26 protein-coding genes and 1 pseudogene are annotated in these 20,620 nt (G+C 70.0%); 12 read left to right on the top strand and 15 right to left on the bottom strand.

What is annotated here, in order from left to right; all coding sequences use genetic code 11:
• The first annotated feature begins 76 nt into the window (after window positions 1-76).
• The 9 genes from ACLZOT_RS09225 (at window position 77) to ACLZOT_RS09185 (ending at window position 6,532) form a co-directional block, all read left to right on the top strand.
• Window positions 77-721: a hypothetical protein gene (locus tag ACLZOT_RS09225; protein ID WP_416968275.1), complete on the top strand. Its 645-nt coding sequence runs from the start codon at window positions 77-79 to the stop codon at window positions 719-721.
• A 179-nt stretch (window positions 722-900) separates the two neighbouring features.
• Window positions 901-1,497: an SAF domain-containing protein gene (locus ACLZOT_RS09220; protein WP_416968274.1), complete on the top strand. Its 597-nt coding sequence runs from the start codon at window positions 901-903 to the stop codon at window positions 1,495-1,497.
• Window positions 1,494-2,288: a hypothetical protein gene (locus tag ACLZOT_RS09215; protein ID WP_416968273.1), complete on the top strand. Its 795-nt coding sequence runs from the start codon at window positions 1,494-1,496 to the stop codon at window positions 2,286-2,288. Before ACLZOT_RS09220 ends, ACLZOT_RS09215 begins: the two co-directional genes overlap by 4 nt.
• On the top strand, window positions 2,285-3,715 hold the full coding sequence (locus ACLZOT_RS09210) for a CpaF family protein (protein ID WP_416968272.1): 1,431 nt from the start codon (window positions 2,285-2,287) through the stop codon (window positions 3,713-3,715). Before ACLZOT_RS09215 ends, ACLZOT_RS09210 begins: the two co-directional genes overlap by 4 nt.
• The gene (locus ACLZOT_RS09205) at window positions 3,712-4,542 is read left to right on the top strand and encodes a type II secretion system F family protein (RefSeq protein ID WP_416968271.1); all 831 of its coding nucleotides are present in this window, start codon (window positions 3,712-3,714) and stop codon (window positions 4,540-4,542) included. Before ACLZOT_RS09210 ends, ACLZOT_RS09205 begins: the two co-directional genes overlap by 4 nt.
• Window positions 4,539-5,432, top strand: coding sequence for a type II secretion system F family protein (locus ACLZOT_RS09200; protein ID WP_416968270.1), 894 nt, complete (start codon window positions 4,539-4,541; stop codon window positions 5,430-5,432). Before ACLZOT_RS09205 ends, ACLZOT_RS09200 begins: the two co-directional genes overlap by 4 nt.
• 17 nt (window positions 5,433-5,449) lie before the next feature.
• A complete protein-coding gene (locus ACLZOT_RS09195; protein WP_416968269.1) occupies window positions 5,450-5,638 on the top strand; it encodes a hypothetical protein in 189 nt (62 codons plus the stop codon).
• Between the two features lie 10 nt (window positions 5,639-5,648).
• On the top strand, window positions 5,649-6,059 hold the full coding sequence (locus ACLZOT_RS09190; protein ID WP_416968268.1) for a TadE/TadG family type IV pilus assembly protein: 411 nt from the start codon (window positions 5,649-5,651) through the stop codon (window positions 6,057-6,059).
• Window positions 6,056-6,532 carry a TadE family protein gene (locus ACLZOT_RS09185; RefSeq protein WP_416968267.1) on the top strand — a complete coding sequence of 159 codons (477 nt, stop codon included), beginning with the start codon at window positions 6,056-6,058 and terminating at the stop codon, window positions 6,530-6,532. The genes ACLZOT_RS09190 and ACLZOT_RS09185 overlap by 4 nt, the downstream gene beginning before the upstream one ends.
• 16 nt (window positions 6,533-6,548) lie before the next feature.
• On the opposite strand, the gene ACLZOT_RS09180 is transcribed toward ACLZOT_RS09185, so the two are convergent.
• Genes ACLZOT_RS09180 through ACLZOT_RS09165 form a run of 4 tightly spaced genes read right to left on the bottom strand, consistent with a single transcriptional unit; the run spans window position 6,549 to window position 10,108 of the window.
• On the bottom strand, window positions 6,549-8,336 hold the full coding sequence (locus ACLZOT_RS09180; RefSeq protein ID WP_416968266.1) for a hypothetical protein: 1,788 nt from the start codon (window positions 8,334-8,336) through the stop codon (window positions 6,549-6,551).
• A complete protein-coding gene (locus ACLZOT_RS09175; RefSeq protein ID WP_416968265.1) occupies window positions 8,333-8,659 on the bottom strand; it encodes a helix-turn-helix domain-containing protein in 327 nt (108 codons plus the stop codon). The genes ACLZOT_RS09180 and ACLZOT_RS09175 overlap by 4 nt, the downstream gene beginning before the upstream one ends.
• Window positions 8,660-8,675: 16 nt before the next feature.
• Window positions 8,676-9,752 (bottom strand): tyrosine-type recombinase/integrase, encoded by a 1,077-nt coding sequence (locus ACLZOT_RS09170; protein WP_416968264.1) that lies wholly within the window; start codon window positions 9,750-9,752, stop codon window positions 8,676-8,678.
• 32 nt (window positions 9,753-9,784) lie between these two features.
• A complete protein-coding gene (locus tag ACLZOT_RS09165) occupies window positions 9,785-10,108 on the bottom strand; it encodes a hypothetical protein (RefSeq protein WP_416968263.1) in 324 nt (107 codons plus the stop codon).
• A 399-nt stretch (window positions 10,109-10,507) separates the two neighbouring features.
• On the opposite strand from ACLZOT_RS09165, the gene ACLZOT_RS09160 reads away from it, so the two are divergent.
• Window positions 10,508-10,975, top strand: coding sequence for a pilus assembly protein TadG-related protein (locus tag ACLZOT_RS09160; protein ID WP_416968262.1), 468 nt, complete (start codon window positions 10,508-10,510; stop codon window positions 10,973-10,975).
• 12 nt (window positions 10,976-10,987) lie between these two features.
• Window positions 10,988-13,540, top strand: a complete 2,553-nt coding sequence (locus ACLZOT_RS09155) for a hypothetical protein (RefSeq protein WP_416968261.1) — start codon at window positions 10,988-10,990, stop codon at window positions 13,538-13,540.
• Between the two features lie 129 nt (window positions 13,541-13,669).
• On the opposite strand, the gene ACLZOT_RS09150 is transcribed toward ACLZOT_RS09155, so the two are convergent.
• A complete protein-coding gene (locus tag ACLZOT_RS09150; protein ID WP_416968260.1) occupies window positions 13,670-14,443 on the bottom strand; it encodes a glycosyltransferase family 2 protein in 774 nt (257 codons plus the stop codon).
• Window positions 14,444-14,509: 66 nt separating this feature from the next.
• Between ACLZOT_RS09150 and ACLZOT_RS09145 the strand changes: the two genes are divergently transcribed.
• Window positions 14,510-14,797 (top strand): hypothetical protein, encoded by a 288-nt coding sequence (locus ACLZOT_RS09145; RefSeq protein ID WP_416968259.1) that lies wholly within the window; start codon window positions 14,510-14,512, stop codon window positions 14,795-14,797.
• Here the strand turns inward: ACLZOT_RS09145 and ACLZOT_RS09140 are convergent.
• The 10 genes and pseudogenes from ACLZOT_RS09140 to ACLZOT_RS09095 all read right to left on the bottom strand — a co-directional run bounded on the left by ACLZOT_RS09140 (window position 14,772) and on the right by ACLZOT_RS09095 (window position 20,557).
• Window positions 14,772-15,155 carry a histidine phosphatase family protein gene (locus ACLZOT_RS09140; protein WP_416968327.1) on the bottom strand — a complete coding sequence of 128 codons (384 nt, stop codon included), beginning with the start codon at window positions 15,153-15,155 and terminating at the stop codon, window positions 14,772-14,774. The genes ACLZOT_RS09145 and ACLZOT_RS09140 overlap by 26 nt on opposite strands.
• Window positions 15,156-15,269: 114 nt before the next feature.
• Window positions 15,270-15,419, bottom strand: a complete 150-nt coding sequence (locus tag ACLZOT_RS09135) for an SDR family oxidoreductase (protein WP_416968258.1) — start codon at window positions 15,417-15,419, stop codon at window positions 15,270-15,272.
• Between the two features lie 275 nt (window positions 15,420-15,694).
• Window positions 15,695-15,856, bottom strand: coding sequence for a hypothetical protein (locus tag ACLZOT_RS09130; protein WP_416968257.1), 162 nt, complete (start codon window positions 15,854-15,856; stop codon window positions 15,695-15,697).
• Window positions 15,856-16,323: an NUDIX hydrolase gene (locus ACLZOT_RS09125; protein ID WP_416968256.1), complete on the bottom strand. Its 468-nt coding sequence runs from the start codon at window positions 16,321-16,323 to the stop codon at window positions 15,856-15,858. The genes ACLZOT_RS09130 and ACLZOT_RS09125 overlap by 1 nt, the downstream gene beginning before the upstream one ends.
• 7 nt (window positions 16,324-16,330) lie before the next feature.
• A pseudogene (locus ACLZOT_RS09120) lies at window positions 16,331-16,648 on the bottom strand (transposase); the annotation flags it as partial.
• A gap of 177 nt (window positions 16,649-16,825) precedes the next feature.
• Entirely contained in the window at window positions 16,826-17,695 is an 870-nt protein-coding gene (locus tag ACLZOT_RS09115) for an alpha/beta fold hydrolase (RefSeq protein WP_416968255.1), read from the bottom strand.
• A gap of 57 nt (window positions 17,696-17,752) precedes the next feature.
• Complete coding sequence (locus tag ACLZOT_RS09110) at window positions 17,753-18,193, bottom strand: transposase (RefSeq protein ID WP_416968326.1); 441 nt, start codon at window positions 18,191-18,193, stop codon at window positions 17,753-17,755.
• A gap of 36 nt (window positions 18,194-18,229) precedes the next feature.
• Window positions 18,230-18,769 (bottom strand): winged helix-turn-helix domain-containing protein, encoded by a 540-nt coding sequence (locus ACLZOT_RS09105; RefSeq protein ID WP_416968254.1) that lies wholly within the window; start codon window positions 18,767-18,769, stop codon window positions 18,230-18,232.
• 331 nt (window positions 18,770-19,100) lie between these two features.
• Window positions 19,101-19,952, bottom strand: a complete 852-nt coding sequence (locus ACLZOT_RS09100) for an ABC transporter permease (protein WP_416968253.1) — start codon at window positions 19,950-19,952, stop codon at window positions 19,101-19,103.
• Window positions 19,949-20,557 (bottom strand): ATP-binding cassette domain-containing protein, encoded by a 609-nt coding sequence (locus tag ACLZOT_RS09095; RefSeq protein ID WP_416968252.1) that lies wholly within the window; start codon window positions 20,555-20,557, stop codon window positions 19,949-19,951. Before ACLZOT_RS09095 ends, ACLZOT_RS09100 begins: the two co-directional genes overlap by 4 nt.
• Window positions 20,558-20,620: the final 63 nt, after the last annotated feature.

Raw genomic sequence — 20,620 nt, 5'->3', positions numbered from 1 at the left:
CGAGCGCAGTGACTTCGCACCTCCTCTGGCGGCGGCGCAGACGTTGTACGAAGACGAACCTCGCGGCGATGGGGCGGTGACCATTACGTACCGTCCCGTCGTACCGGTGGCGGATCCGAAGCCAAGCGGGCCGGGCGCTTGGTACGTCTACAAGTGCGCAGCAGGAGGCGTACGGGACGCCCTCTACCGGCCCCCGGTCTGGATCCCCGACGGACAGCAGCCGACCGGCGGAGTCCCGCAACCGTCCCCGGCACAGCTCGCTCAAATCGCCCGTGACCAGCTCCGGTTGCCGTCGCCGCGGATCGAGGCGAGTCCGGCGGCCGAGCAGTTGGTGCAGTTGCCGACCTGGTTGTGGCTGGACCGGCAGACGTGGGGCGCGGTGTCGGCGACGGCGTCGGTACCGGGGGTCTCGGTGACCGCCGTGGCGCGGCCGACGTCGGTCTTGTGGGACCTGGGCGACGGCGGCTCGGTGACGTGCGACGGTCCCGGCACGTCGTACGACGCGAGCGTGAACCCGAACAGCCCTTCGCCGGACTGTGGTTACACCTACCGCAGGTCGTCCGCGGGGCGGCCGGGTGAGGCGTACGCGGTGTCCGCGACGGTCCGCTGGACCGTGACCTGGTCCGGGGCCGGCGAGAGCGGCGTCTTCCCGGGGCTGGCGACCGAGTCGGTCGCGGAGTTCCGCGTCGCGGAGAGCCAGGCCCTCAACAGCGGCGGCTGACCGCCGTACCTCTCGGCGGCGCCCCAGGACGGCGCACGCCGAATTCCATTCGTGGTTCTCCCGGTTCGGGAGAGCTCTGTGCCGGGAGGCACCCGTTGGCGAACACTCGAACGTTCCCGCACTCCGTCAGTTCCGGGCGCGGCAGTTCACCCTCAGGTCGCGGTCGGCCCTCGGCGCGCATGAGCGGTGTCCCGCGCCCCCGGCGTCTTCCCTATCTCCTGGTCGGTGTGCTGCTGGTGCTGGGCTGCACGGCGGGCGGTGTGCTGGTCGCGACGCAGGCCGGGTCGCGGGAGCCGGTGTTGGTGCTGGCCCGTCCGGTGACGGTCGGACAGACGCTGTCGGCAAGGGACCTGCGGGAGGAGAACGTAGCGGCTGAGGCGCTGGACCTGCTCCCCGCGCGATCGCGCTCGGCGGTGCTGGGCCGTCCGGTCGCCTACAGCCTGCCCGCCGGCACCCCGTTGACGAAGAACGCGCTGGGACCGGCGAGCGTCCCGCCCGCCGGGCAGGCGGTCGCGGCGATCGGGCTGAAGGCGGGCCAGTTCCCGCCCGGGGCCCAGCCGGGCAGCCGGGTGAGCGTCGTCCTGGTGCCCGCCGAGGACACCGCGACGCCTTCGACGCCGACGGCCTGGTCCGCGACGGTGACCGATGTGCGCGGTGACGGCACCGGCCAGAACACGGTGCTGTCCCTCCTTCTGCCCCAGGCCGACGCCCGCGAGCTGGCGGCGGCACCGCCCGGGCAGCTCAGCGTCGTCATGGAACACGGAGACGGCCCGTGACCCTGGTGGCGATCGGCAGCCTCAAAGGCTCCCCGGGGGTGACGACGTCGGCGCTCGGCCTGGCGGCGGGGTGGCCGTCGGGCGGGCACCCGGTGGTCGTCGAGTGCGACCCGGCTGGCGGCGACCTCCTGGGCCGTTTCCGCCTGGAGGCGGATCCGGGGCTGGTGTCGCTGGCGGCGGCTGCCCGCCACCGCGCGGGTCCGGGGCTGGTGTGGCAGCACACGCAGCGTCTTCCCGGCGGCCTGCCGGTGGTGGTCGCGCCGCCGGGCGCGGACCAGACGCGTACGTCGCTCGACCAGCTCACCCGCAAGGGGTTCGAGGTACTGCGGTGGGCGGCGGCCCGTCCCGGCACGGTGGTGGTCGCCGACTGCGGACGCCTTGACCCCGACTCCCCGGCCTGGAAGGTGACCGAGGCCGCCGACGCCCTCCTCCTGCTCTCCCGCGCCCACGACGACGCCCTCGCTCACGTGGCCGCCCGCTGGCCGGCGGTGGCGGGCCGGTCACAGCACCCGTACTTCGTCCTGGTCGGCGACGGCTACCCCACGGACGAGGTCGCGCGGGAACTCGACATCACGGTCACAGCCCGTCTTCCGTACGACCCGAAGGGCGCCGCCGCTCTGGGCGGCCGACCGGGCCGTCGTAGCGCGCCCTCCCGCTCACCCCTCGGCCGGACCCTGGCACAACTCGCCGGCCACATCGCCTCCTTGGCGGTTACCCCGCCGCAGGAACACACCACGGCCCTGCGCATCCACACCGATCCAAGAACCGTCTGGAGCGAGGTATCGAGATGACCGAAACGCCCAAGACCTACCGCGTCCTGCCTGTCGGCGGCGTCGTGCCTCCGACGAACGGACCTCGTCCGACGATGTCGCCGGGCCTGGGCGAGCGCCGCATCCAGACCGCGCCCCCGGCCGAAGCCCTCCGCCTGCACCTGCGCACCCGCCTCGCCGAACAGCTGACACAGCGTCTGCGCGCCTACGAAGAGGCCGGCCGTCCGCCGGTCCCGGACGCCGACCGCCTGGCGCTGGCCGGGAAGATCCTCGGTGACGCGGCCGAGGAACACACCCGCACGCTCCTGGCCGGCGGACGGGAGGCGCTCGCGGCGGACGTCGAACAGGCGGTCATCACGACCGTCCTGAACGAGGTGTTCGGCGCGGCGGGACTGGAACCGCTCCTGAAGGACCCCCGGATCGAGAACATCAGCGTCACCGGGGACCGGGTCTTCGTCCGCTACGACGACGGCCGCCGCGAACGCCTCCCGCCGGTCGTCGCCTCCGACACCGAACTCGTCGACCTGATCCGCAGTCTCGCCGCGCGCAGCGGGATCGAGGAACGCCGCTTCGACCGCGCCAGCCCCGGCGTCAGCTTCCAACTCCCCGGCGGGGAGAGGGCGTTCGCGGTGATGGCACTCACCCGGCGCCCGTCGCTGTCGATCCGCCGGCACCGCTTCCAGCACGCCACCCTCGCCCAGCTCCGCCACAGCGGCACCTTCGACCCCGGCCTGGAATCCTTCCTTGCCGCCCTGGTCCGGGCCCGCAAGAACATCCTGATCACCGGCGGCACGGGCATCGGGAAGACGACGATGCTGCGCGCACTCGCGGCGGAGATCCCGGCGTGGGAGCGGCTGGTGACGGTCGAGGACGTCTTCGAACTCGGCCTCGACACCGATGAACAGGCACATCCGGACGTCGTGGCGATGCAGGCCCGCGAGGCGAACATCGAGGGCCGGGGCGAGGTGAGCGCGGCGGACCTGGTGCGCTGGGCGCTGCGGATGTCCCCGGACCGGGTCATCGTCGGCGAGGTCCGCGGCCCCGAGGTCATCCCGATGTGCAACGCGATGTCCCAGGGCAACGACGGCAGCATGGGCACGCTCCACACCTCCAGCAGCCGGGGCGCGTTCACGAAACTCGCCGCGTACGCCGTCCAGGGCCCCGAGCGTCTCTCCCTGGAGGCCACCAACCTCCTGGTCGCCTCCAGCGTCGACTTCGTCGTCCACCTCGACCGGCCGCGCGGCCTGCCCGGCAAACGCGTCGTCTCCTCCATCCGCGAGATCGTCGACGCGGACGACCGGCAGATCGTCTCCAACGAGGTCTTCCGCCCCGGCCCCGACCTGCGCGCGATCCCCGGCGTCCCGCTGCGCACCGAAACGCTGGAGGACCTCGTCGCGGTCGGCTTCGACCCCGCCCACACCGACCCCCTCGCCTGGCGCCGGGCATGAACGCGCCACTCCTGGGACTGCTCGGGCTCGGAGTCGGCTGCGGCCTGCTCCTCGTCGTTCACGCATGGCGCGCGCCCGTACGCCGGTCTCGAAGACGCCGTCCGTACGCCGGGCGGTGGGCGGTTGCTGCGGCGGGGACGGGGGTCCTGGCGTGGGCGGTGACCGGCTGGATCGCGGGCGGTTTGCTCGCCGGGGCGGCCGCCTGGAGCCTGCCGCACCTCCTCGGTTCGGGTACGGCGCACCGCGAACGTACCGCCCGGATCGAGGGGATCGCGGGGTGGACGGAGATGCTGCGCGACACTCTCGCCGCCGCGGCCGGCCTGGAACAGACCATCCAAGCCACCGCCCCCACCGCACCCCACGCGATCCGCCCCCACGTGACGGCGATGGCGACCCGCCTGGAACGCGGCGAACCCCTCGTCCCCGCCCTGCGGCACCTCGCCGACGACCTCGAAGACCCGACCGCCGACCTCGTCATCGCCGCCCTGACCCTGTCCGCGCAACATCAGGCCCGCCAACTCACACCGTTACTGGGGGAGTTGGCGGTCACGGCTCGCGCGCAGGTGGAGATGCGCCACCGCATCGAGGCGGGCCGCGCCCGCATCCGTACGACCCAACGCGTGGTCGTGGTCACCACGTTCACGTTCGTCGCCGGGCTGATCCTGCTCAACCCCGCCTTCCTCACCCCCTACGACACCGCTGCGGGACAGTTCGTCCTGCTCTTGATCGGAGCCCTGTTCACGGCCGCGTTCATCTGGCTGCGCCGCATCGCCCGCATCGAGGAGCCCGAACGCTTCTTCGCCACACCCGAGGGGAGAAGCGGATGACTGTCCTGGCCCTGCTGGGCGCCGGAACCGGCCTGGGCCTGTGGGCGTTGACGGCGTGGCTGGTCCCGCCCCGACCGTCCCTCGCCGACCTCACCGCCCGCCTCAACACCACCCCCACGCCCCCGCCGCTTTTTCCCACCGAGACGGGAGGCTGGGTGGCCCGCCTCGGCAGCCCCTTCGTCCACTTCCTGCGCGCCGTCGGCCTCCCCACCCGTACGGCTGTCCAGGACCTGGCCGTCACCGAACGCTCCCACCACATCCACCTCGCGGAGAAAGCCGCCCTCACCCTCACCGGCCTCCTCCTCCCCGCCGCCCTCGGCACGCTCCTGGCCCTGGCCGGGCGCCCGCTGTCCTGGCCCGTACCGGTGGCCGCCTCTTTCACAGCGGCGACCGTCGGCTTCTTCCTCCCGGACCTCACCGTCCACGCCGAAGCCGAACGCCGCCGCACCGCCTTCCGCCACGCTCTCGGCGCCTACCTCAGCCTCATCCACATCCTCCTCGCCGGAGGCGTCGGCATCGAAGGCGCCCTCACCGATGCCGCCCGCGTCGGAAACGGCCGCTCCTTCCGCCACCTCCAACGCGCCCTGACCACCGCCCGCCTCACCCGCACCACCCCCTGGACCGCCCTCGCCCACCTCGGCGCAGAACTCCACGTCAACGAGCTGACCGAACTCGCCGCCGCCCTCTCCCTCGCCGGCACCGAAGGCGCCAAAGTCCGCGCCTCCCTCGCCGCGAAAGCCGACGCGATGCGCCGACGCGGCGCCACCGAAGCCGAGGGAAAGGCGAACGAGGCGACCGAACGCATGGCCGTTCCGGCCGTCCTGATGGCCTTCGGGTTCATCGTCTTCGTCTTCTACCCAGCCCTCATCCAGATCACCAACGCCCTGTGACCAGAAGGAAGTCGAGGATGTCCCTGCTGAACCGGTCCCTGTCCCGGGCACGGACCCTGCTGCACCACCTCGCCCACGGCGACGACCGCGGCGTGACGACCGAGTACGTCATCTGGATCGCCGGCCTGTCCGCCCTCGCCCTCGCCGTCCTGGAGATCTTCCGCCCCGAGATCGTCGCCGCGGCCAAGAGTGTCGTCCTCAAGTAGGCCCACCACCATGCCCGTTACCCAGCCGAGACACCTGCGCGGCGACAGGGGAGCGGTCACCACCGAGACGGTGATCGTCATGCCGCTGTTGCTGACCCTGGTCATGCTCCTCGCACAGGCCACCGTCTGGTGGCACGCCGTCCACATCGCCCAGACCGCGACCGCCCACGCCCTCGCCGCCACCCGCGTCGACGACGGCACAACCACCGACGGCCGCCACGAGGCCGAACACCTCCTCGATCAACTCGGCCCCGGCCCCCTGCGCGACGTACGGATCACCGTGACCCGTACGGCCGACCGCGCCGACGTACGCATCACCGGCACCGCCGCGAGCGTCGTGCCCTTCCTCCACCTGCCGGTCGACACCCACGTCTCCGGCCCGGTCGAACGCTTCCGCCCCAACGCCCAGGCGGCGCCATGAGACGACGGTGCGGGACCCGCGGCTCGGCGACGGTCGAACTCATCCTCCTGGCCCCGGTGTTGCTGATGATGCTGTGGTTCCTGGTCTACTGCGGACGCCTCACCGACACGCGCCTGAGGATCGAGGCTGCCGCTCACCAGGCCGCCCGCGCCGCCACCCTCGCACCCTCCCCGCCCCTGGCCGCCGCCGAGGCCCGCGCAACGGCTGCCACCGCGCTGCGCGACGCGGACGTCACCTGCCAGAGCATGTCCGTCAGCGTCCACGGCACCCTCACCAACGGATCCGCCCTCACCGTCGCGGTCACCTGCACCGTCGACCTCCACGACCTGACCCTCCTCCAGGTCCCCGGCACCACCACCCTCACCGCCGACTTCACCGCACCCGTCGACACCTACCGCTCGAAGGCTCTTGGGTTCGCGAATTCTGAAGTGCTGGTGAGCGGGAACCGAAGCGTGGATGGGCCCCATGAGTGAGTGCGAGTACTTGGGTTCATGCGCCTTCGGTGAATCCGGGATGGTCGATGACGTTGGTGTAACGGAGGCTGGCGGTGATGGACAGGCCGAACATGTCCTGCAGGCGCCGTGCGTCGCCGCGGCTGACCAGTGCTTCCGCGAGGATGCGGTCTTCGCGGATCGAGCGGCAGCTGACTCCCGGGCCGAGCAGCAGTTTGATCCAGCGGCGGCTGACTCTGGGCAGTTCCATGGCGCTGCGGCGGTTGACGAACAGGTGGGGGTTGGCGGTGCGTGGCCAGGTGGCGGTGCGGTAGTCGAGGTAGGCCGTAACGCGCTCGCGCACCGGCTCAGCCAAGGGGATCTTACGGCCGTCGATGTGGAGCCATCCGGCGCTGATGTCGATGAGCTTGAGGTCGCACACCTGGCCGGTGTGGAGTGCATGGAAGGCGACAAGGGCGGCGACTGCGGCGCGGGCGGGGTTGGAGGTGTCAAGCAGTGCCTTGATGGCGGCCGTTTCCACCGGCAGCGGCTCGCGCGTCGGGTGGTAGGGAATGCGCATGCGGTAGGTGGGGTCGGCGAACAACACGTGGTCCTGCTTGAGCAGTTGGAACATCGAGCGCAGTCCCTGTCCGGTGCGGGAGGGGTGTTCGGCGTCGGTCAGAACGGCGGCGACGGTTTCGCGGGTGATCGTGCGCAAGGTGGTGTGCCCCTCGGCCGCCCATCTTGTGAGGGCGGGCAGGGCCCAGGAGAAGTGCAGACGGATGGTCACGGCATTGCGGGGACGTCGACGAGGCGGTTTGCTGCGGCCGTTGACCATGACGTCGAACCAGATGCGGACCTCACCGATCATCTGTGGGGGCAGTCCGGTCAGCCGTGTCTCGATCCACCGCTCCAGGGTGCTTTCCCGGTCGTCGACGAGCAGGCCTGCTTCGTCCAGGACCGCGGCCACATGCTTGGACGTCAGGTTGATGTCGGCGAGGAACTCCAGGCTCGTCAGCGGGACGGGGGCGCCCGGGGTGTCCTGCAGGCCGAGCACGATCCGCAGTCCGGCGCGGCAGCGCATCCGCACCGGCGTGCTCCATCCCAGGCGGGCGGCGCGCTCGTCCGTGAGCTTCCACAGCCGCAACAGCAGCCTGCTGTCGGTCGGCCAGGGAAAGTCCTTCTGGCGCAGCCTGGTGTAGTCCCGTTCGACACGGAACAGCGGCCGGTGCTCGTAACGGGAGGAGATCGTGTAGTCGTCCAGGGTCCCGGGAGTCGGCAGCGGCGGCGCAAGCAGCAGCTTGTGCCGCTTCGTCATCTGCGGGGAGATGGCGAAAGCGTCGTTGCGAGCCCGCAGCTCGGCCTGCCGGGCCTTGCGCGAAGAGCCCTTCTGCCAGGTGAGTTCGGCGAAGAACAGCTGCTGGCCGTGCCGGTTGGCCTCGGCGATGTCGAAGCGGCCCAGTACAGACGCCATGCTGCGAGCTTGAGCGAAGCACAGCCGGCAGACGCCGTGCTCGCGGTGGAGATGGGTGACGGTGGCGCAGGTCCGGCAGGCCCCCTGCACGGGGTTGGCCTTGTTCCAGCTGTGACAGGCCCTGCAGAGCCACTTCCATTTCCGGGTGGTGCCCCAGGCCAGGCAGTAGCGGCAGGCCTCCACCCCCGGTTGTCCGTAGAGGTGGCAGCGTCGGCATTTGCCGGTGTTGTAGTAGTCCAGCGAGCCACAGACCAGGCACGGTGGCGGAGTGACGGGCCCGCCGGGCCAACAGCTGAAGCAGTACCCGGTGTTGGCGATGGCCTCGGGAATGGCGTGGCAGATGGTGCACAGATTGTGGACCGGGCGGGTCATAGCGGCGGCCTGGAGCGGGGGCGGCCGGACTTGGGCACGATCGCCGGAGGACTGCCCGGGTTGTCGCCAGTGGCGCGGGTGGACGGCTGCGTGTCGCGTGCCGCTGCGTCGCCGGTGGGCACCAGCAGGTCGCAGGGGGTGCAGTCCAATACGGAGCACAGGACTTCCAGATCGTCCAGGCGGATGGTGGTCGGGGTCCTGGACCACAGCATCGACATCTTGCCCGCGCTGATCTCCAGCCCGGCCTCGGCGAGGCGGCGGCGCATCTGGCTGGCCTGCCAGATGCCGGCCTCCGCCGCCTTCATCCTCAGGTTCCACTGCACCGTGCTCTCCTTCCGATCAGACCAGCAGGCGTTGGGCGGTGCGGTCGTTGGCCTGCATCCACTCGTTCTCGATGTGCTGGGTGGGCACGTGGATGTAGTGCGACGTCGTCGACAGCCAGTTGTGTCCGAGGAGGTCCTGGATCGCTTTGAGATCGACTCCTCGCTGATAGAGCGCCGAGGCGCAGTAGTGCCGCAGGCCGTGCGGGGTCAGCAGGCCCTTCCAGTCGGGCAGCCACTGGCGGACCGCGCCGGCCAGCCCCGAGCGCAGGGCGTCGGTGCCGATGCGGCAGCAGGATCCGGTGAGTTCGTCACGCCGTTCGCTGGGCAGCAGCGGGGCATCGGGGTTGGTCCAGTCGTCGTCGAACTGGTGCCGGACGTCGGTGAACCACCAGGTCATCAGCGTGTCTATGCCGTCGATGGCGGGCACCAGCCGGGTCTTTGGCCCGCGTCCCCGGCTTCCCTTGGCAAACCGGACATGCAGCTTGCCCCAGGCACCCAGGTCGGGCCGCCAGTCACGGATGTCGAGCATCGCGGTCTCACGGATCCGCAGGCCGCCGCGCCGCCACAGCGAAGCCGCCAGGTAATCCCGTGCCGCCGGAAGGTACTTGCGCGCGTCGGGCAAGGCGGCACCCCACTGCCTGAACAAGCACTCGACTTCCTCGCGGCTCGGCGGAACGCGAACGAGGGAGAGGTTGGCGCGGGCCGGTCGGTTGAACTCGTCGATCGGCTGCGTCATCACGCAACCGGTCAGCGCGTGGACATCGCCCTGGTACCGGCTGATTGCGAAGTCGTAGAACCGCAGGATCGCCCGGGCGTAGCCCTGGACCGTCGACGGCTTCAGGTGCCGCTCCCGGCGCAGGAACACCAGGTAGCGGTCGGCGTCCTCTGCCCCAAGGCTCCACAGCCGGCGCCCGCCGAACCGGATGAAGTCCACCACCGCACGGCAGTTGGACTCCACCGTTGCGTCTCCCGCGCCCGTGGCCGCCAGCGCCAGCGCGTACTGATCCACGATCTCCTGCTCAAAATCCTCACCGTCGGCGGCCGACCGGAGGACGCGCGGCGACGCGAGATTCCGTACGACGGCCAGATTCATGGCTGCGTCAGTTCACGGGAAGGGTCCATGTTTCAGGAATACCGAAATCCCTTCATGATTCGAAGAGTTCCGTCACATTCCTCGCCCCCTCCGGTGAACGCCCTGACCAGGAGACGGCCATGACCTGGCGAAAGATCCCCACCCGAACCGGCGACTTTTCCGACAACGGGGGACAGGCCGTGAACGACGCCCTCCATCCCGTGCCCCGAACGGACTTGAGCCCGCGTGAGACAGGCCGCCCGTGCTGTGACCCAGACGGCCTCGAACCTCTCGACGCCCAGGGCCTGCGGCTCGTGCCCGTTCCACTCGTCGACGGGGACGTCCGCCGTGATGCCGAACACCGCCTCGTACTCCACGACCGTTCCCGAGTCCCGGGCGGCCTCCCACTCGACCGAGGACGCCTCGGCGACTGGCTTCTGGAGCGGCCCTTGAAGTTCGACCTGGCGGGTGACCCAGCCGTCGGCGGCGACCTCGAAGTAGAACCAGAGGTCTTCCTCGGCCTAGTAACTGCGGAACCAGCGGTTCATGCGGCCATTGTCCTGGAGGAACGGGAGTCAGCCGATCGTGCTGCTGAAGAACGCCCCCTACCGGCCGTGGTCGACGGCCTTGAGAGCCACCGGGACGCTCGCGACGTCGTACCGCTCCTGGTCGTGACCGATGGATGTGACACCGAGGCCATGGGGTGCGCCTGCAGGAACCCGACAGCACCGGTGACCTGTTCACCGAATCCCGAAAAGCCCACGGCAGTACGGCAGTTGACCCCCACCCCGTCGGCCCGCGAGACGCCTCCTCCCGAATCCGTCACGAGACGCCCGGCCGGAGACGCCGGCCAGGTCACCCCGTTCGTCGTCATCCTCACCGCCGCCGTTGTCATGTTCGCCGGCCTCCTCCTCGACGGCGGCCTCGCCCTCGCCGCGAAGACCCGCGCCCTCGGCGAGGCCCAGGAAGCCGCCCGCGCCGGTGCCCAGGCCCTCGACCTCACCGCCTACCGCACCGACGGCACCGTACGCCTCGACCCCGCCCAGGCCCGCACCCGCGCCCGGACCTACCTCGCCACCACCAACGACACCGGCGTGGTCACGGTCGTCGGAGACACGGTCTCCGTGACCGTCACCGTCCACCAGGCCACCCAACTTCTGCGCTTCATCGGCCTGGACACCCTCACCGTGACCGCCACCGGCACCGCCCACCCCGTACACGGCATCACCACCCCCGACCCCTGACGAGGCCCGCTCATGACCACGTACCGACACCCCGTACGCCGACGAGAGCGGCGCGGTGCCGTTCTGCTGCGCGGCCTGCTCGCCACCGGGATGCTCACGGCCCTGGCGGGCGGCATCCCCTGGGGGCTGATCCACTACATCGGTCGGCCCCTGCCGCGTACGGTCCCGACCTGGCCGGAGATCGAAGCACTCCTGCTCACCCCGATGAGCAGCACCTTCTTGCTGAACACCCTGGCCTGCCTGCTCTGGGCGACCTGGGCCGCCTTCGTCCTGGACATCGCCCGTGCTGCCGCCGAGGAACTCCGCGCCTTCCCCCGGCCGGCACTGCCGCGCACCGGACCCCTCGACACCCTCGCCGCCGCCCTGGTCGGCGCGATCCTCGTCACGGTGCTCGCACGCCCCGCCGTCGCAGAACCTCCCGCTACGACAGCCGTGTCGACGTCCTTGCAGCCCAAACAGGCGGTGACTACGCCACACCCGCCGGAGGAGCACCGTACGACGGGAACAGTCGAGGTCCGGCCGCCCCACGACGGCATCTACGACAGCCTCTGGCGCATCGCGGAGCGCACCCTCGGCGACGGAAGCCGCTGGCCCCAGCTCTACGCCCTCAACCACGATCGCCCCCAACCCGACGGCCGTGCCCTCACCAACCCCAACCTCATCCGGCCCGGCTGGATCCTTCGCCTGCCACATGACCGCCAGGCAGACCCTGCACCTCCACCTCACTCCAACACCCCCACCACACCCGTCCCTTCACCCACCCCCACGCCCACCCGAACCCCTCACGCCGAGCCCGGCATCAGCCTGCCCACCGGCGCCTACGTCGGCATCGGCCTCGCCGCCCTCGTCGCCGCAGCCCTCCTTACCGTCCGACGCCGGAGCCGCATCAACTACCGCCCGGGCAGCGGCGATCGCACGGACCTCACCCTCGCCCCGGTCGTGCGAGCCCTCCGTATCGCCCACGACGCAACAACACCCCCGGACGGCACGAACCCGCTCCGCGACGACATCGGCAACCTCACCCCACCACCTACGAACAGCCGAATCATCGGCGTGAAAGACGGCCAAGCCCACGCCCTGAACCTTGCCCACACCCGAGGCATCGGCCTCATCGGCCAAGGAGCCCCCGACGCCGCCCGAGCCCTCCTCGTCACCGCCCTCGCCGAACCCGGCACCGAACTAGTCGTCCCGGCCCCCGACGCAGCCCCCCTCCTCGGCGACCTCACCGACCACCCCGCCACCGTCCACCTCACCGCCACCCTCGACGCGGCCCTCGACCTGATGGAAGCCGAACTCCTCACCCGCACCCACACCACCCCCGACCACGACCTCATCCTCGTCGCCACCCCCCAACCCCACACCGAACCCCGCCTCCAGGCGATCCTCGACAACGGCTCCTCCCTCCGCCTCGCCGGCATCCTCCTCGGCCCCTGGCCCCCGGGCGGCACCGCCCACCTCCACTCCGACGGAACCGTCGCCGCCACCAGCACCGCCCTCGCACACCTCACCGGCACCCGCCTGTTCACCCTCCCCACCACCGACACCCAGGACCTCCTCCACCTCTTCCGCCAAGCACAACCCCCGACCGAGCAGCCGTCGGTGCTCCCGTTCCGAACACCCCACCGACATAGCACCGGCACCGAAGCCCCCAACTCCCCAGCGCCCGCCCCCGATCCGCGCCGGAAGGACAGCCCCGCCCCTCCACGACCTCCCACGGCAGCACCCGGCCCGGAACCCCCTGAAGCCGAAGACACCACAGACCCCCAACCCCCCTTACACCTCACGGTCCTCGGCCGCACCCGCCTCATCCACCACCCACCCGACGACGAACCCACCGACCTCACCCCCACCCTCACCCGCCGCCAACGCGAAGTCCTCGCCTACCTCGCCCTCCACCACGACGGCGCCCGCCGCGAAATCCTCGCCACCACCCTCTGGCCCGACGCCCCACCCGACCGCCCCTACAACACCTTCCACGCCACCGTCAGCCAACTCCGCCGCACCCTGCGCACCGCCACCCACGACACGATCACCGACTTCACCACCCACACCGATGGCTACTACACCCTCGACCCTGCCCAGATCGACGTAGACCTCTGGCACCTCCAACACGCCCTCGAAACCGCCCACCACCTCCCCGAACACGACCCCCACCGCCGCCCCGCCCTGCAACACACCATCGACCTCTACACCGGCGACTTCGCCGCAGACCTGAGTGCCGACTGGATCGAAGCACCCCGCGAGACCCTCCGTCGTAGCGTCCTCGACGCCGTGAGCACCCTGGTCCGCATTCTGCGCGCCACCGCCCCGGAAGAAGCCCTCACCCTCTTGGAACGCGCCCGCATCTTCGACCGATACAACCAGGCTATCTACCGCGACATCGCCCGCTTCCAGGCCCACCTCGCCCGACACGACGCCATCTCCCGCACGTTCGCCCTGCTCACCACGGTCCTCGGCGAGATCGACGAGGAACCCGGCAGGGAGACTCAGGACCTGTTCGAGTCCCTTCAACGGACCCGTCCCGACTTTGCACACCGTGGCGCCGGCGAACCGGAGACGCAATGATCCTGGCCGACGGCACCCGTGACTCACCAAGTCCCGCCCCCCGGGACCAGCTCCCGAGTACGCGGCACGGCCATGGGGCAGGGCCCGGTCGGGCGCCACGGAAACAGTCGCGCACCCAGTTTGCCGGACCTAGATGCGTGAGTTGCGCAGGGACTGCCACATCGCGCCGGTCAGCGCGCGCGTCGCCCGCGGGACCGACAGTTGTTCGTGCTCGCGGTACAGGGCCCAGTTGTACTGCACGAGGGAGAGCTTGTTGGAGGACAGCGATCCCGTCTGGTGGGCCCGGTACACCGCGAGCGGCTCGTCCAGGCCCCGGGCGTCAGCGCCGTCCCGCATGATCGACAGCCAGAGAGCGTAGTCCTGGCGCTTGCGCATCTCCGGCATCAGCCTCGTGCCCAGGACCTTGCGGTCGTACATGGCGGTGAGGGCACCGATGTGGTCGCGGACCAGCATTGCGCGGTAGTCCACGTGTTCCCGGGCACGGATCACCCGGCCGTTCGGGACCCAGTCGGTGCTCTCGCTGTCGTGGTCGGCGTCCATCTTGAAGTACGAGGTGAATGTCAGAGGCGCATCGCCTTCCGCGGCGAAGGCCAGTTGCTTCTCGGTCTTCTCCGGCAGCCACATGTCGTCGCTGTCGAGGAAGGCGATGTAGTCCCCGCGGGCCCGCTCGATCGCCAGGTTGCGGGCCCGGCCCGCGCCGCCCCGTTCGGGTGCCGGCTCCGGCAGAACACGCTCGTCCTGCTCGGCGAACTCGCGGAGCAGGTCCATGGAGCCGTCGCAGGACCGGTCGTCGGTGACCAGCAGTTCCAGGTCGCTGTGGGTCTGGGTGAGTACCGAGCGGACGGCCGCGCCGAGGGTGGCTGCCGAGTTGTACACGGGCATCACGACAGACACCAGGGCCACAGTGCATCTCCTTGCCGGGTCAGGAACGACGGTCCATTCAAGCACCGCGATCGATCAGGAGCTGTCATGCAGACAGTCGTCGCCGGGCAGGGCTACGTGGGGCTGAGTCTGGCTGTACGCGCCGCCGGGGTGGGACTCCGCGTCGTCGGCTACGACGTGGACCCGCGCCGTATCGAGCGACTCATCGGCGGTGAGTCGTACGTGCAGGACGTGACCGCCGCGCAGCTGTGTGCCGTGTTGGTCGGCTTCGACATCGCGGTGATCGCCGTGCCGACCCCGCTGGGTGACGGCGTGCTCCACCCCGGAGCGGCAACGCTGAAAACGCTCCCTACGTTGTTCTGCAGGAGGCGATGAGCGGTCGGCGTTCGGCGAAGGGACAGGGAGTGGTTGCTGCGGTGGTGAAGGCGTTTGCTGGTCCTTGTGAGAGGTGGGTGAGGACGCCGAGGAGGAGGGTGTGGGAGATGGTGAGGAGGGTGCCGCGTTCCTGTGCGGCGTGGTGGAGGAGGTCGGTGCATCGAGTGGCGCGGGTGTGGAGGTCGGTGAGGCTGTTGGCGCCAGGTGCGGTAGGCGGGTGGGTAGGTGGCGGGGTGTGTCCGAGGACGATGCTCGGGGCATGCCATTCGGCGAGGAGGGGGATGGCGATGATCGGCAGGCCGGTGAGGCAGGCGGTTTCGTGGGCGGTCTGGCGGGCGCGCAGGACCGGGCTGGTGATGATGGCGGCGACGTCGGCCGGGAGAGGCAGGGATTGCCGGATCTGGGTGCGTCCCGTGGGGCGTGGTGTCCGGGGTGGTGGCCTTCTGAGGCGGCGTGGCGCATGAGCCAGATGTCAGCCAAGGATCCAGCCTCCGTCGACGCGGAGGGTCTGTCCGGTGATGAACCCGGCGTCCGGGGAGGCGAGGAAGGCGACGGCGGCGGCTACGTCGGCGGGGGTTCCTCGGCGTTGGACGCACTGGCGGGCGAGTTGCCGGGTGGTCATGGCGTCGGGGTCGTCGACCACTGAGGTTTTGGCAGGGACGCGAATGGAGCCGGGGCCACGCAGTTGGAGGTGATGCCGTCCGGGCCGAGTTCGCAGGCGAAAGCGCGGGTGAGTCCTTGCAGGTCGCGGCGGCCACCGCCAGGAGCATCGCGCGTCCCCGGTCGAGCAGTCCCGTCCGGCCCGGCTCCCGGGCGGGGGTCCGTTTGGCGTGGCCGGCCAGCAGCATGCGGGTCAGCTCCTCGGTGCTGGACGTCTCGAACCACCACTGTGCGTAGTCACCCCCCGCCCGCCCGCCCCCACCGTTCACGGTCGTGATCGTGGACCGCACCGAGCGGCTGGAATCTGCGGCTGGAGCGTGCCAGCAGCTGGAGCTGGGTGGTCTTGCCGACGTTGTCGGGTCCGTTGAGGCTGAGGAAGTCCCACCCCGCGGCGGACATCACGGGTTACGGACGGGCGTGTCGAGGACCGAGAGGATCGCCCCGGTGTTGTCGGCGATGAACTGCGCCAACTGCGGCGGCATCAGGTTCAGTTCGCCGACGGCCGCCGCCGTGAACGGCACCTGGACCACCTCGTAGCCGCCCCGCTCGGGCTTGCCGAACTCGGTACCGGTGCGCGCCGTCAGGTCCATCGACACCAGACGCGCGACGAAAATGTGCTGGATGCCGATGCCGTCGTCGAGGTCGTCGGTGATCAGGCGCACGAGCTGCGCGCGGCCCACCGTGCCGCCGAGTTCCTCGAACACCTCGCGGCGCAGGGCCGCTTCGATGCTCTCGTCGTCGGCTTCGACACCGCCGCCGACCGTCACCCAGTACGGGTCCCGGCCAGGCTTCGTCCGCTTGATCAGGACAAGCTGGTAACCGTCGAGGAGGATGGCGCGGGCACTGCGCTTGACGACCGTAGTCATGGCGTGGGTTCCTTCTGTCGACCGCGAGGACAAGCCGCCCGTCGGCCGCTTGTGGCATCGGCAGTCCGGCCAGCACCTGCCGCAGCCGGGGCGCGTCCACGTTCCCGCTGTTCAGGGCCTCGTACATCGCGCCGTGCCCACGCCGGTGCTTGGCCACCAGCGTCAGGTCCACAGGCGAGGTCACCGGCCCGTCCGCGCGCAGCAACGCGTCGACGAGGTCGAACAGTTCGTCCCCACGCGCGGTCAGGCAGTCGAATAAGTCCTCCCGCAAGCGTGACGCTTGCGCGAACGCTTTTCCGGGACCGGTGTCAGGCAGCAGAATCACCTTCACGGCCTTCGTCTTGATCGGTGCACCTTGGTCGGAGCACATGATCAGACGAAGGCCGCCCCAGCGTCCGGCGAACACCCCTGTGAGTGGCCTAGTTCGAGGACGATTTCGACACCGGACCGGCCGCGGTGTCGGCAGCCGGGGATGATGCCAGCCGGCGGACCGGGCGAAGCCCTATGTGCCCACCGCGCCCCGCACGAATCTCCGAAGGTGCGTACGCACGGCGTCGGGCTGCTCCAGCCAGGGCTCGTGCCCAGCGCCCTCGATCCGCGTCAGCGGAAGATCGAGCCGGAACGCGAGTGATTCGAGAGCCGACAGAGGTCTGGGATCGGCGACCCCACCGAGGAGCTCCGCTCGCGCGGGCAGGCGCACACTCAGTTCGGCAAGGTGCTCATCGAGCGGGTCCGCGCGTGCTTCCTTGCCAAGTTCCCTGTTCATAGCCCAGTTGACGGGGCGCCGCCGCCGGGCACCCTGCGCGGCCCAGCGCCACCCCCGTTCGGGATCGGCATGGTCGGTGAACCAGGCCAGCGTGAGCAGCTCGACTTCCTCCCCCTCCGTACGGCGCGGCAACTCCTCCAATGCGCGGAGCCGCTCTTGCTGCGCGGCGGACATACGGCGGTCACGCTCCGCTCGGTCCCCCGTGCGCCAGTCACCGACGAACGGCCCGCACATCAGCAGCATTCCGGCAATCCGGTCAGGGTGCGCCAGGCAGAACCGGCTCGCCAGGTCGGTGCCGTAGGAGTGCCCGACCAGCACGGCCCTGGACACCTCCCATACGTCGAGCAACTCGGCGAGGTCGTCGACGTGCCGGGCGAGGGAATGGCGGCCCTCCCACGAGGATTGGCCGGTGCCACGCTGGTCGTACCGGTACACGGGCGCGAGGTCCGCGACCATGGGCGCGACATCGCACAGGTAATCCGGCAGCCCCGGACCGCCATGGAGCATGACCACGGGCGGCTGCCGAGTCGTGTCCCCCAGCGCCATCCAACGTAACTGCGCCCCGTCGCTCATCGACCCGAGGCCCTGCGTCTCTATCAAGGTCACCGCGGAGAACCTACCGGTGTCGCCGAGGCTCCGCCAAAGGTTACTGACTTCGGCTCGTCAGGGTGACGCTGGTTCGTCGAGGGCCAGGCCGGTGCCCGCTATGAAGCCGTCGAGGATGCCGGACCGGTACTGAAGGCACTTGAGCCGGTTGCGTACGAGTGCTTCGAGCAGGTCGAGGGCGACGACGGCGAGGTTGGCCAGGCTCCGCTTGACGTGCGCCCATACCCACTCGACCGGGTTGAGGTCGGGTGAGTAAGCGGGCAGCAGGAATACCGTCAGCCACTCATGCTCGGCGATCAGCTCGCCCATGGCGCGGGAGACGTGGGTGTTCAGGCGGTCCCGCACCAGCACGATGGGCGCCTTGACGAGCTGGTGGACGCCGTCGATCAGCGCGATGAAGTCCCGCTCGCCCATGCTGCGACGCTTGCCTTTGCCTGCGGGGTGGGTGCGCAGACGGTGGCACAGCCGGGTCCGGGAGCCGGGCCGCATGGCGATCATCCCAGCCACGGACAGTCGTCCCGAGCGTCGTCACCGTCACCCGTGGGGTGTGGCCGCGCCGGCCCCAGGTGCGTCCCCTGGGCGGTCGGCGGGTGAAGCCTGCCTCGTCCTCGAAGCAGATGTAGCCCCCACAGGCCGCCCGGGCTCTTTTACCTCCGCCCAGGTCGCCTCCTTCCACGCGGTGACGGCCTGCTCGTCGCGCTCGGCGACCCGCCGCGCGGGGACCTGCGGGCTGAAGCCGAGCCGGTGCATCAGCCTCGTCGCGCCCGAGACGCTGTAGGAGACGTGAAACTTCCTGCCGATGAGCGTGGCCACCCTCGCCGCGGTCCACACCTGGTCCTCCACCCACCCGTGCGCGGTCGGCCCCTGCTCGAGATACCTGGCGAGCTTTTCCAGACAGCGTGGCGACAGGCGACACCGGCTCCCGCTCGGTCCTCGCGAAAGCAGCTCGTCGGCACCGCCTTGCCGCCACAACTGCTGCCACTGGTAAGCCGACTTCAAACTCACGCGCAGCTGTCGGGCCACCTCGGGCGGTTTGACCTGCTGCGCGAAGAGCTCCGCCGCCTGTATCCGCACCGCTTCCCGACGTCGCCGTGCTGCAGGCGACAGCCCGCCCCCATCCGCGTATCTCACACGCCACGGACTACCGACAACACCACACCCGCATCAGCAAGTTCAGCAAACATCACCCTAACGAGCCGAGATCAGTAGCGAGGCGGGCGAGCGGCTGACTCGGTGCAGACCACTGCTCACTTGAAGAACGCCGGCCGGGCAACGGAAGAAATAAAAGATCACCCGCCGAAGAAGCGTTCGTCCGGTGTGTGGTGCTCGCCCGGGCGCGTCAGGCACGTACCCGGTCGCCCTCCTGATGGTGACGCGGTGCCCGACGTTCCGACGCCGTCGGGTGTCAGACCGAGGGTTTGGTGCGCTCCGGTTGCTGTGCGGGTGGGGACTGCTGAGGGGGGACCAGCTGCGGTTGCCCGGTTGGGGGCAGGGTGGTGCGGGTGCGGCGGTGGAAGGCGAGCAGGCCGATCAGGGCTGCCGCGGCGAACCACAGGAGCTGGATGGCGAGGTAGCGCGTGAGCGGGGCGTCGGAGAAGGCGGCTCCGGTACTGGCCTGCATGGACCCGTAGGCGGGGAGGTAGCGCACGATGGGGCTGTCGGACCCGGAGCTGTAGAGCGGGTTCTGCAGGGCGAGGTCGATGACGCTGATCATGACGATGGCGAACATGCCCTCGACCTCGCGGCGCAGCAGGGAGCCAAAGGCCACGCCTAGCGCTCCGTAGGTCAGTCCCACGCAGAACAGTGCGGTGGCAAAGAGGAGCGGTTGGTCGGGGATGCGGAACAGGCAGGTGAAGGCGGTCGCGTACAAGGCGACCACGCCGGAGGCCAAAGCGAGGGAAGTGATCTTGGCGAGGATGAGGTGCGAGCGGGGGTAGCCGGCCATGGCGAGCCGTCGGTCGAAGTGGCCGCTGGAGAAGGACGCCGCGAACATCATGAAGCCGATGATCAGGGTGACAGCGTTGAGGGCTCCGGTGATCTCGGTGAGCTGGTTGCCGCCGGGCATCAGCGTCTCGCCCGTCGCCCGTAACTGGAAGCGGACCTTGGTACTGGGGACCGACAGGAACGCGAGCGCGGTCCACACCGGGATGAAAAGGGCTACGAGCACCATGGCGAACCGGTTGCGCAGGTACTCGGTCAGCGCGTACCGGGCGGCGGTGGCGAAGAGTGTCCAGTGACGGCTCGTGGGGCGTTTCATGAGGCCCGCTCCTTGGCCCGGTCGTGCAGGAGTCCGTCGTCCAGCCGGTACAGGACGTCGAGGCGTTCAGTGTCGTAGGCGAGGTGGGAGACGACGAGGACGGAGCGTCCGTTCTCGCGCAGCCGTGTGGCCAGGTCCCAGAAGCGCTGGTAGGTGTCCCAGTCGAAGCCCTGATAGGGCTCGTCCAGCAGCAGGACCTGCGGATCGTGCATGAGGGCCAGCGTCAGATTCAGCTTCTGCCGGGTTCCGCCGCTCAGGACGCTGACCCGTTCGTCGGCGTACTCACGGAAGTGGAGCACTTCCATGCACTCCTCGGCCCTGCGCAGGTCCGCAAGGGCGTAGGCGGCCTTGAAGAAGAGAAGGTGCTGTTGGACGGTGAGGGCGTCGTTGAGGACGACCGCCTGTGGGCAGTAGCCGAACCTGCCGCCGTGATGTACCACGCCGTGGTCGGGGCGGAGTTCACCGGAGAGGATCTTCAGCAACGTGGTCTTGCCCGCACCGTTCTCACCGACGATGCCGGCCAGCGTTCCCCGGGGCAGGTCGAGCTCGACACCCCGCAGCACCACGCGGCTGCGGTAGGCGTGGCGCACATCGCGGACCTCCATCGAGGGCTTCCTCCCGGTGTCATGAACGCAGAGACGAACTGGTCTTCGTCCAACGCCTTATGA

The sequence above is a fragment of the Streptomyces sp. 4F14 genome (assembly GCF_048159485.1).
In the GTDB taxonomy this organism is placed as follows: Bacteria; Actinomycetota; Actinomycetes; order Streptomycetales; family Streptomycetaceae; genus Streptomyces.
The sequence above is the reverse complement of the archived record's forward strand: the minus strand, read 5'-3'. Positions and strand labels throughout refer to the sequence as shown.

What these genes read in the sequence shown, in the direction of transcription:
- ACLZOT_RS09220 (WP_416968274.1), top strand. Translation starts at nt 901, where the DNA reads ATGAGCGGTGTCCCGCGCCCCCGGCGTCTTCCCTATCTCCTGGTCGGT.
- ACLZOT_RS09210 (WP_416968272.1), top strand. Translation starts at nt 2,285, where the DNA reads ATGACCGAAACGCCCAAGACCTACCGCGTCCTGCCTGTCGGCGGCGTC.
- ACLZOT_RS09205 (WP_416968271.1), top strand. Translation starts at nt 3,712, where the DNA reads ATGAACGCGCCACTCCTGGGACTGCTCGGGCTCGGAGTCGGCTGCGGC.
- ACLZOT_RS09200 (WP_416968270.1), top strand. Translation starts at nt 4,539, where the DNA reads ATGACTGTCCTGGCCCTGCTGGGCGCCGGAACCGGCCTGGGCCTGTGG.
- ACLZOT_RS09195 (WP_416968269.1), top strand. Translation starts at nt 5,450, where the DNA reads ATGTCCCTGCTGAACCGGTCCCTGTCCCGGGCACGGACCCTGCTGCAC.
- ACLZOT_RS09190 (WP_416968268.1), top strand. Translation starts at nt 5,649, where the DNA reads ATGCCCGTTACCCAGCCGAGACACCTGCGCGGCGACAGGGGAGCGGTC.
- ACLZOT_RS09185 (WP_416968267.1), top strand. Translation starts at nt 6,056, where the DNA reads ATGAGACGACGGTGCGGGACCCGCGGCTCGGCGACGGTCGAACTCATC.
- ACLZOT_RS09180 (WP_416968266.1), bottom strand. Translation starts at nt 8,336, where the DNA reads ATGACCCGCCCGGTCCACAATCTGTGCACCATCTGCCACGCCATTCCC.
- ACLZOT_RS09170 (WP_416968264.1), bottom strand. Translation starts at nt 9,752, where the DNA reads ATGAATCTGGCCGTCGTACGGAATCTCGCGTCGCCGCGCGTCCTCCGG.
- ACLZOT_RS09155 (WP_416968261.1), top strand. Translation starts at nt 10,988, where the DNA reads ATGACCACGTACCGACACCCCGTACGCCGACGAGAGCGGCGCGGTGCC.
- ACLZOT_RS09145 (WP_416968259.1), top strand. Translation starts at nt 14,510, where the DNA reads ATGCAGACAGTCGTCGCCGGGCAGGGCTACGTGGGGCTGAGTCTGGCT.
- ACLZOT_RS09135 (WP_416968258.1), bottom strand. Translation starts at nt 15,419, where the DNA reads ATGACCACCCGGCAACTCGCCCGCCAGTGCGTCCAACGCCGAGGAACC.
- ACLZOT_RS09130 (WP_416968257.1), bottom strand. Translation starts at nt 15,856, where the DNA reads ATGTCCGCCGCGGGGTGGGACTTCCTCAGCCTCAACGGACCCGACAAC.
- ACLZOT_RS09125 (WP_416968256.1), bottom strand. Translation starts at nt 16,323, where the DNA reads ATGACTACGGTCGTCAAGCGCAGTGCCCGCGCCATCCTCCTCGACGGT.
- ACLZOT_RS09110 (WP_416968326.1), bottom strand. Translation starts at nt 18,193, where the DNA reads ATGATCGCCATGCGGCCCGGCTCCCGGACCCGGCTGTGCCACCGTCTG.
- ACLZOT_RS09100 (WP_416968253.1), bottom strand. Translation starts at nt 19,952, where the DNA reads ATGAAACGCCCCACGAGCCGTCACTGGACACTCTTCGCCACCGCCGCC.
- ACLZOT_RS09095 (WP_416968252.1), bottom strand. Translation starts at nt 20,557, where the DNA reads ATGGAGGTCCGCGATGTGCGCCACGCCTACCGCAGCCGCGTGGTGCTG.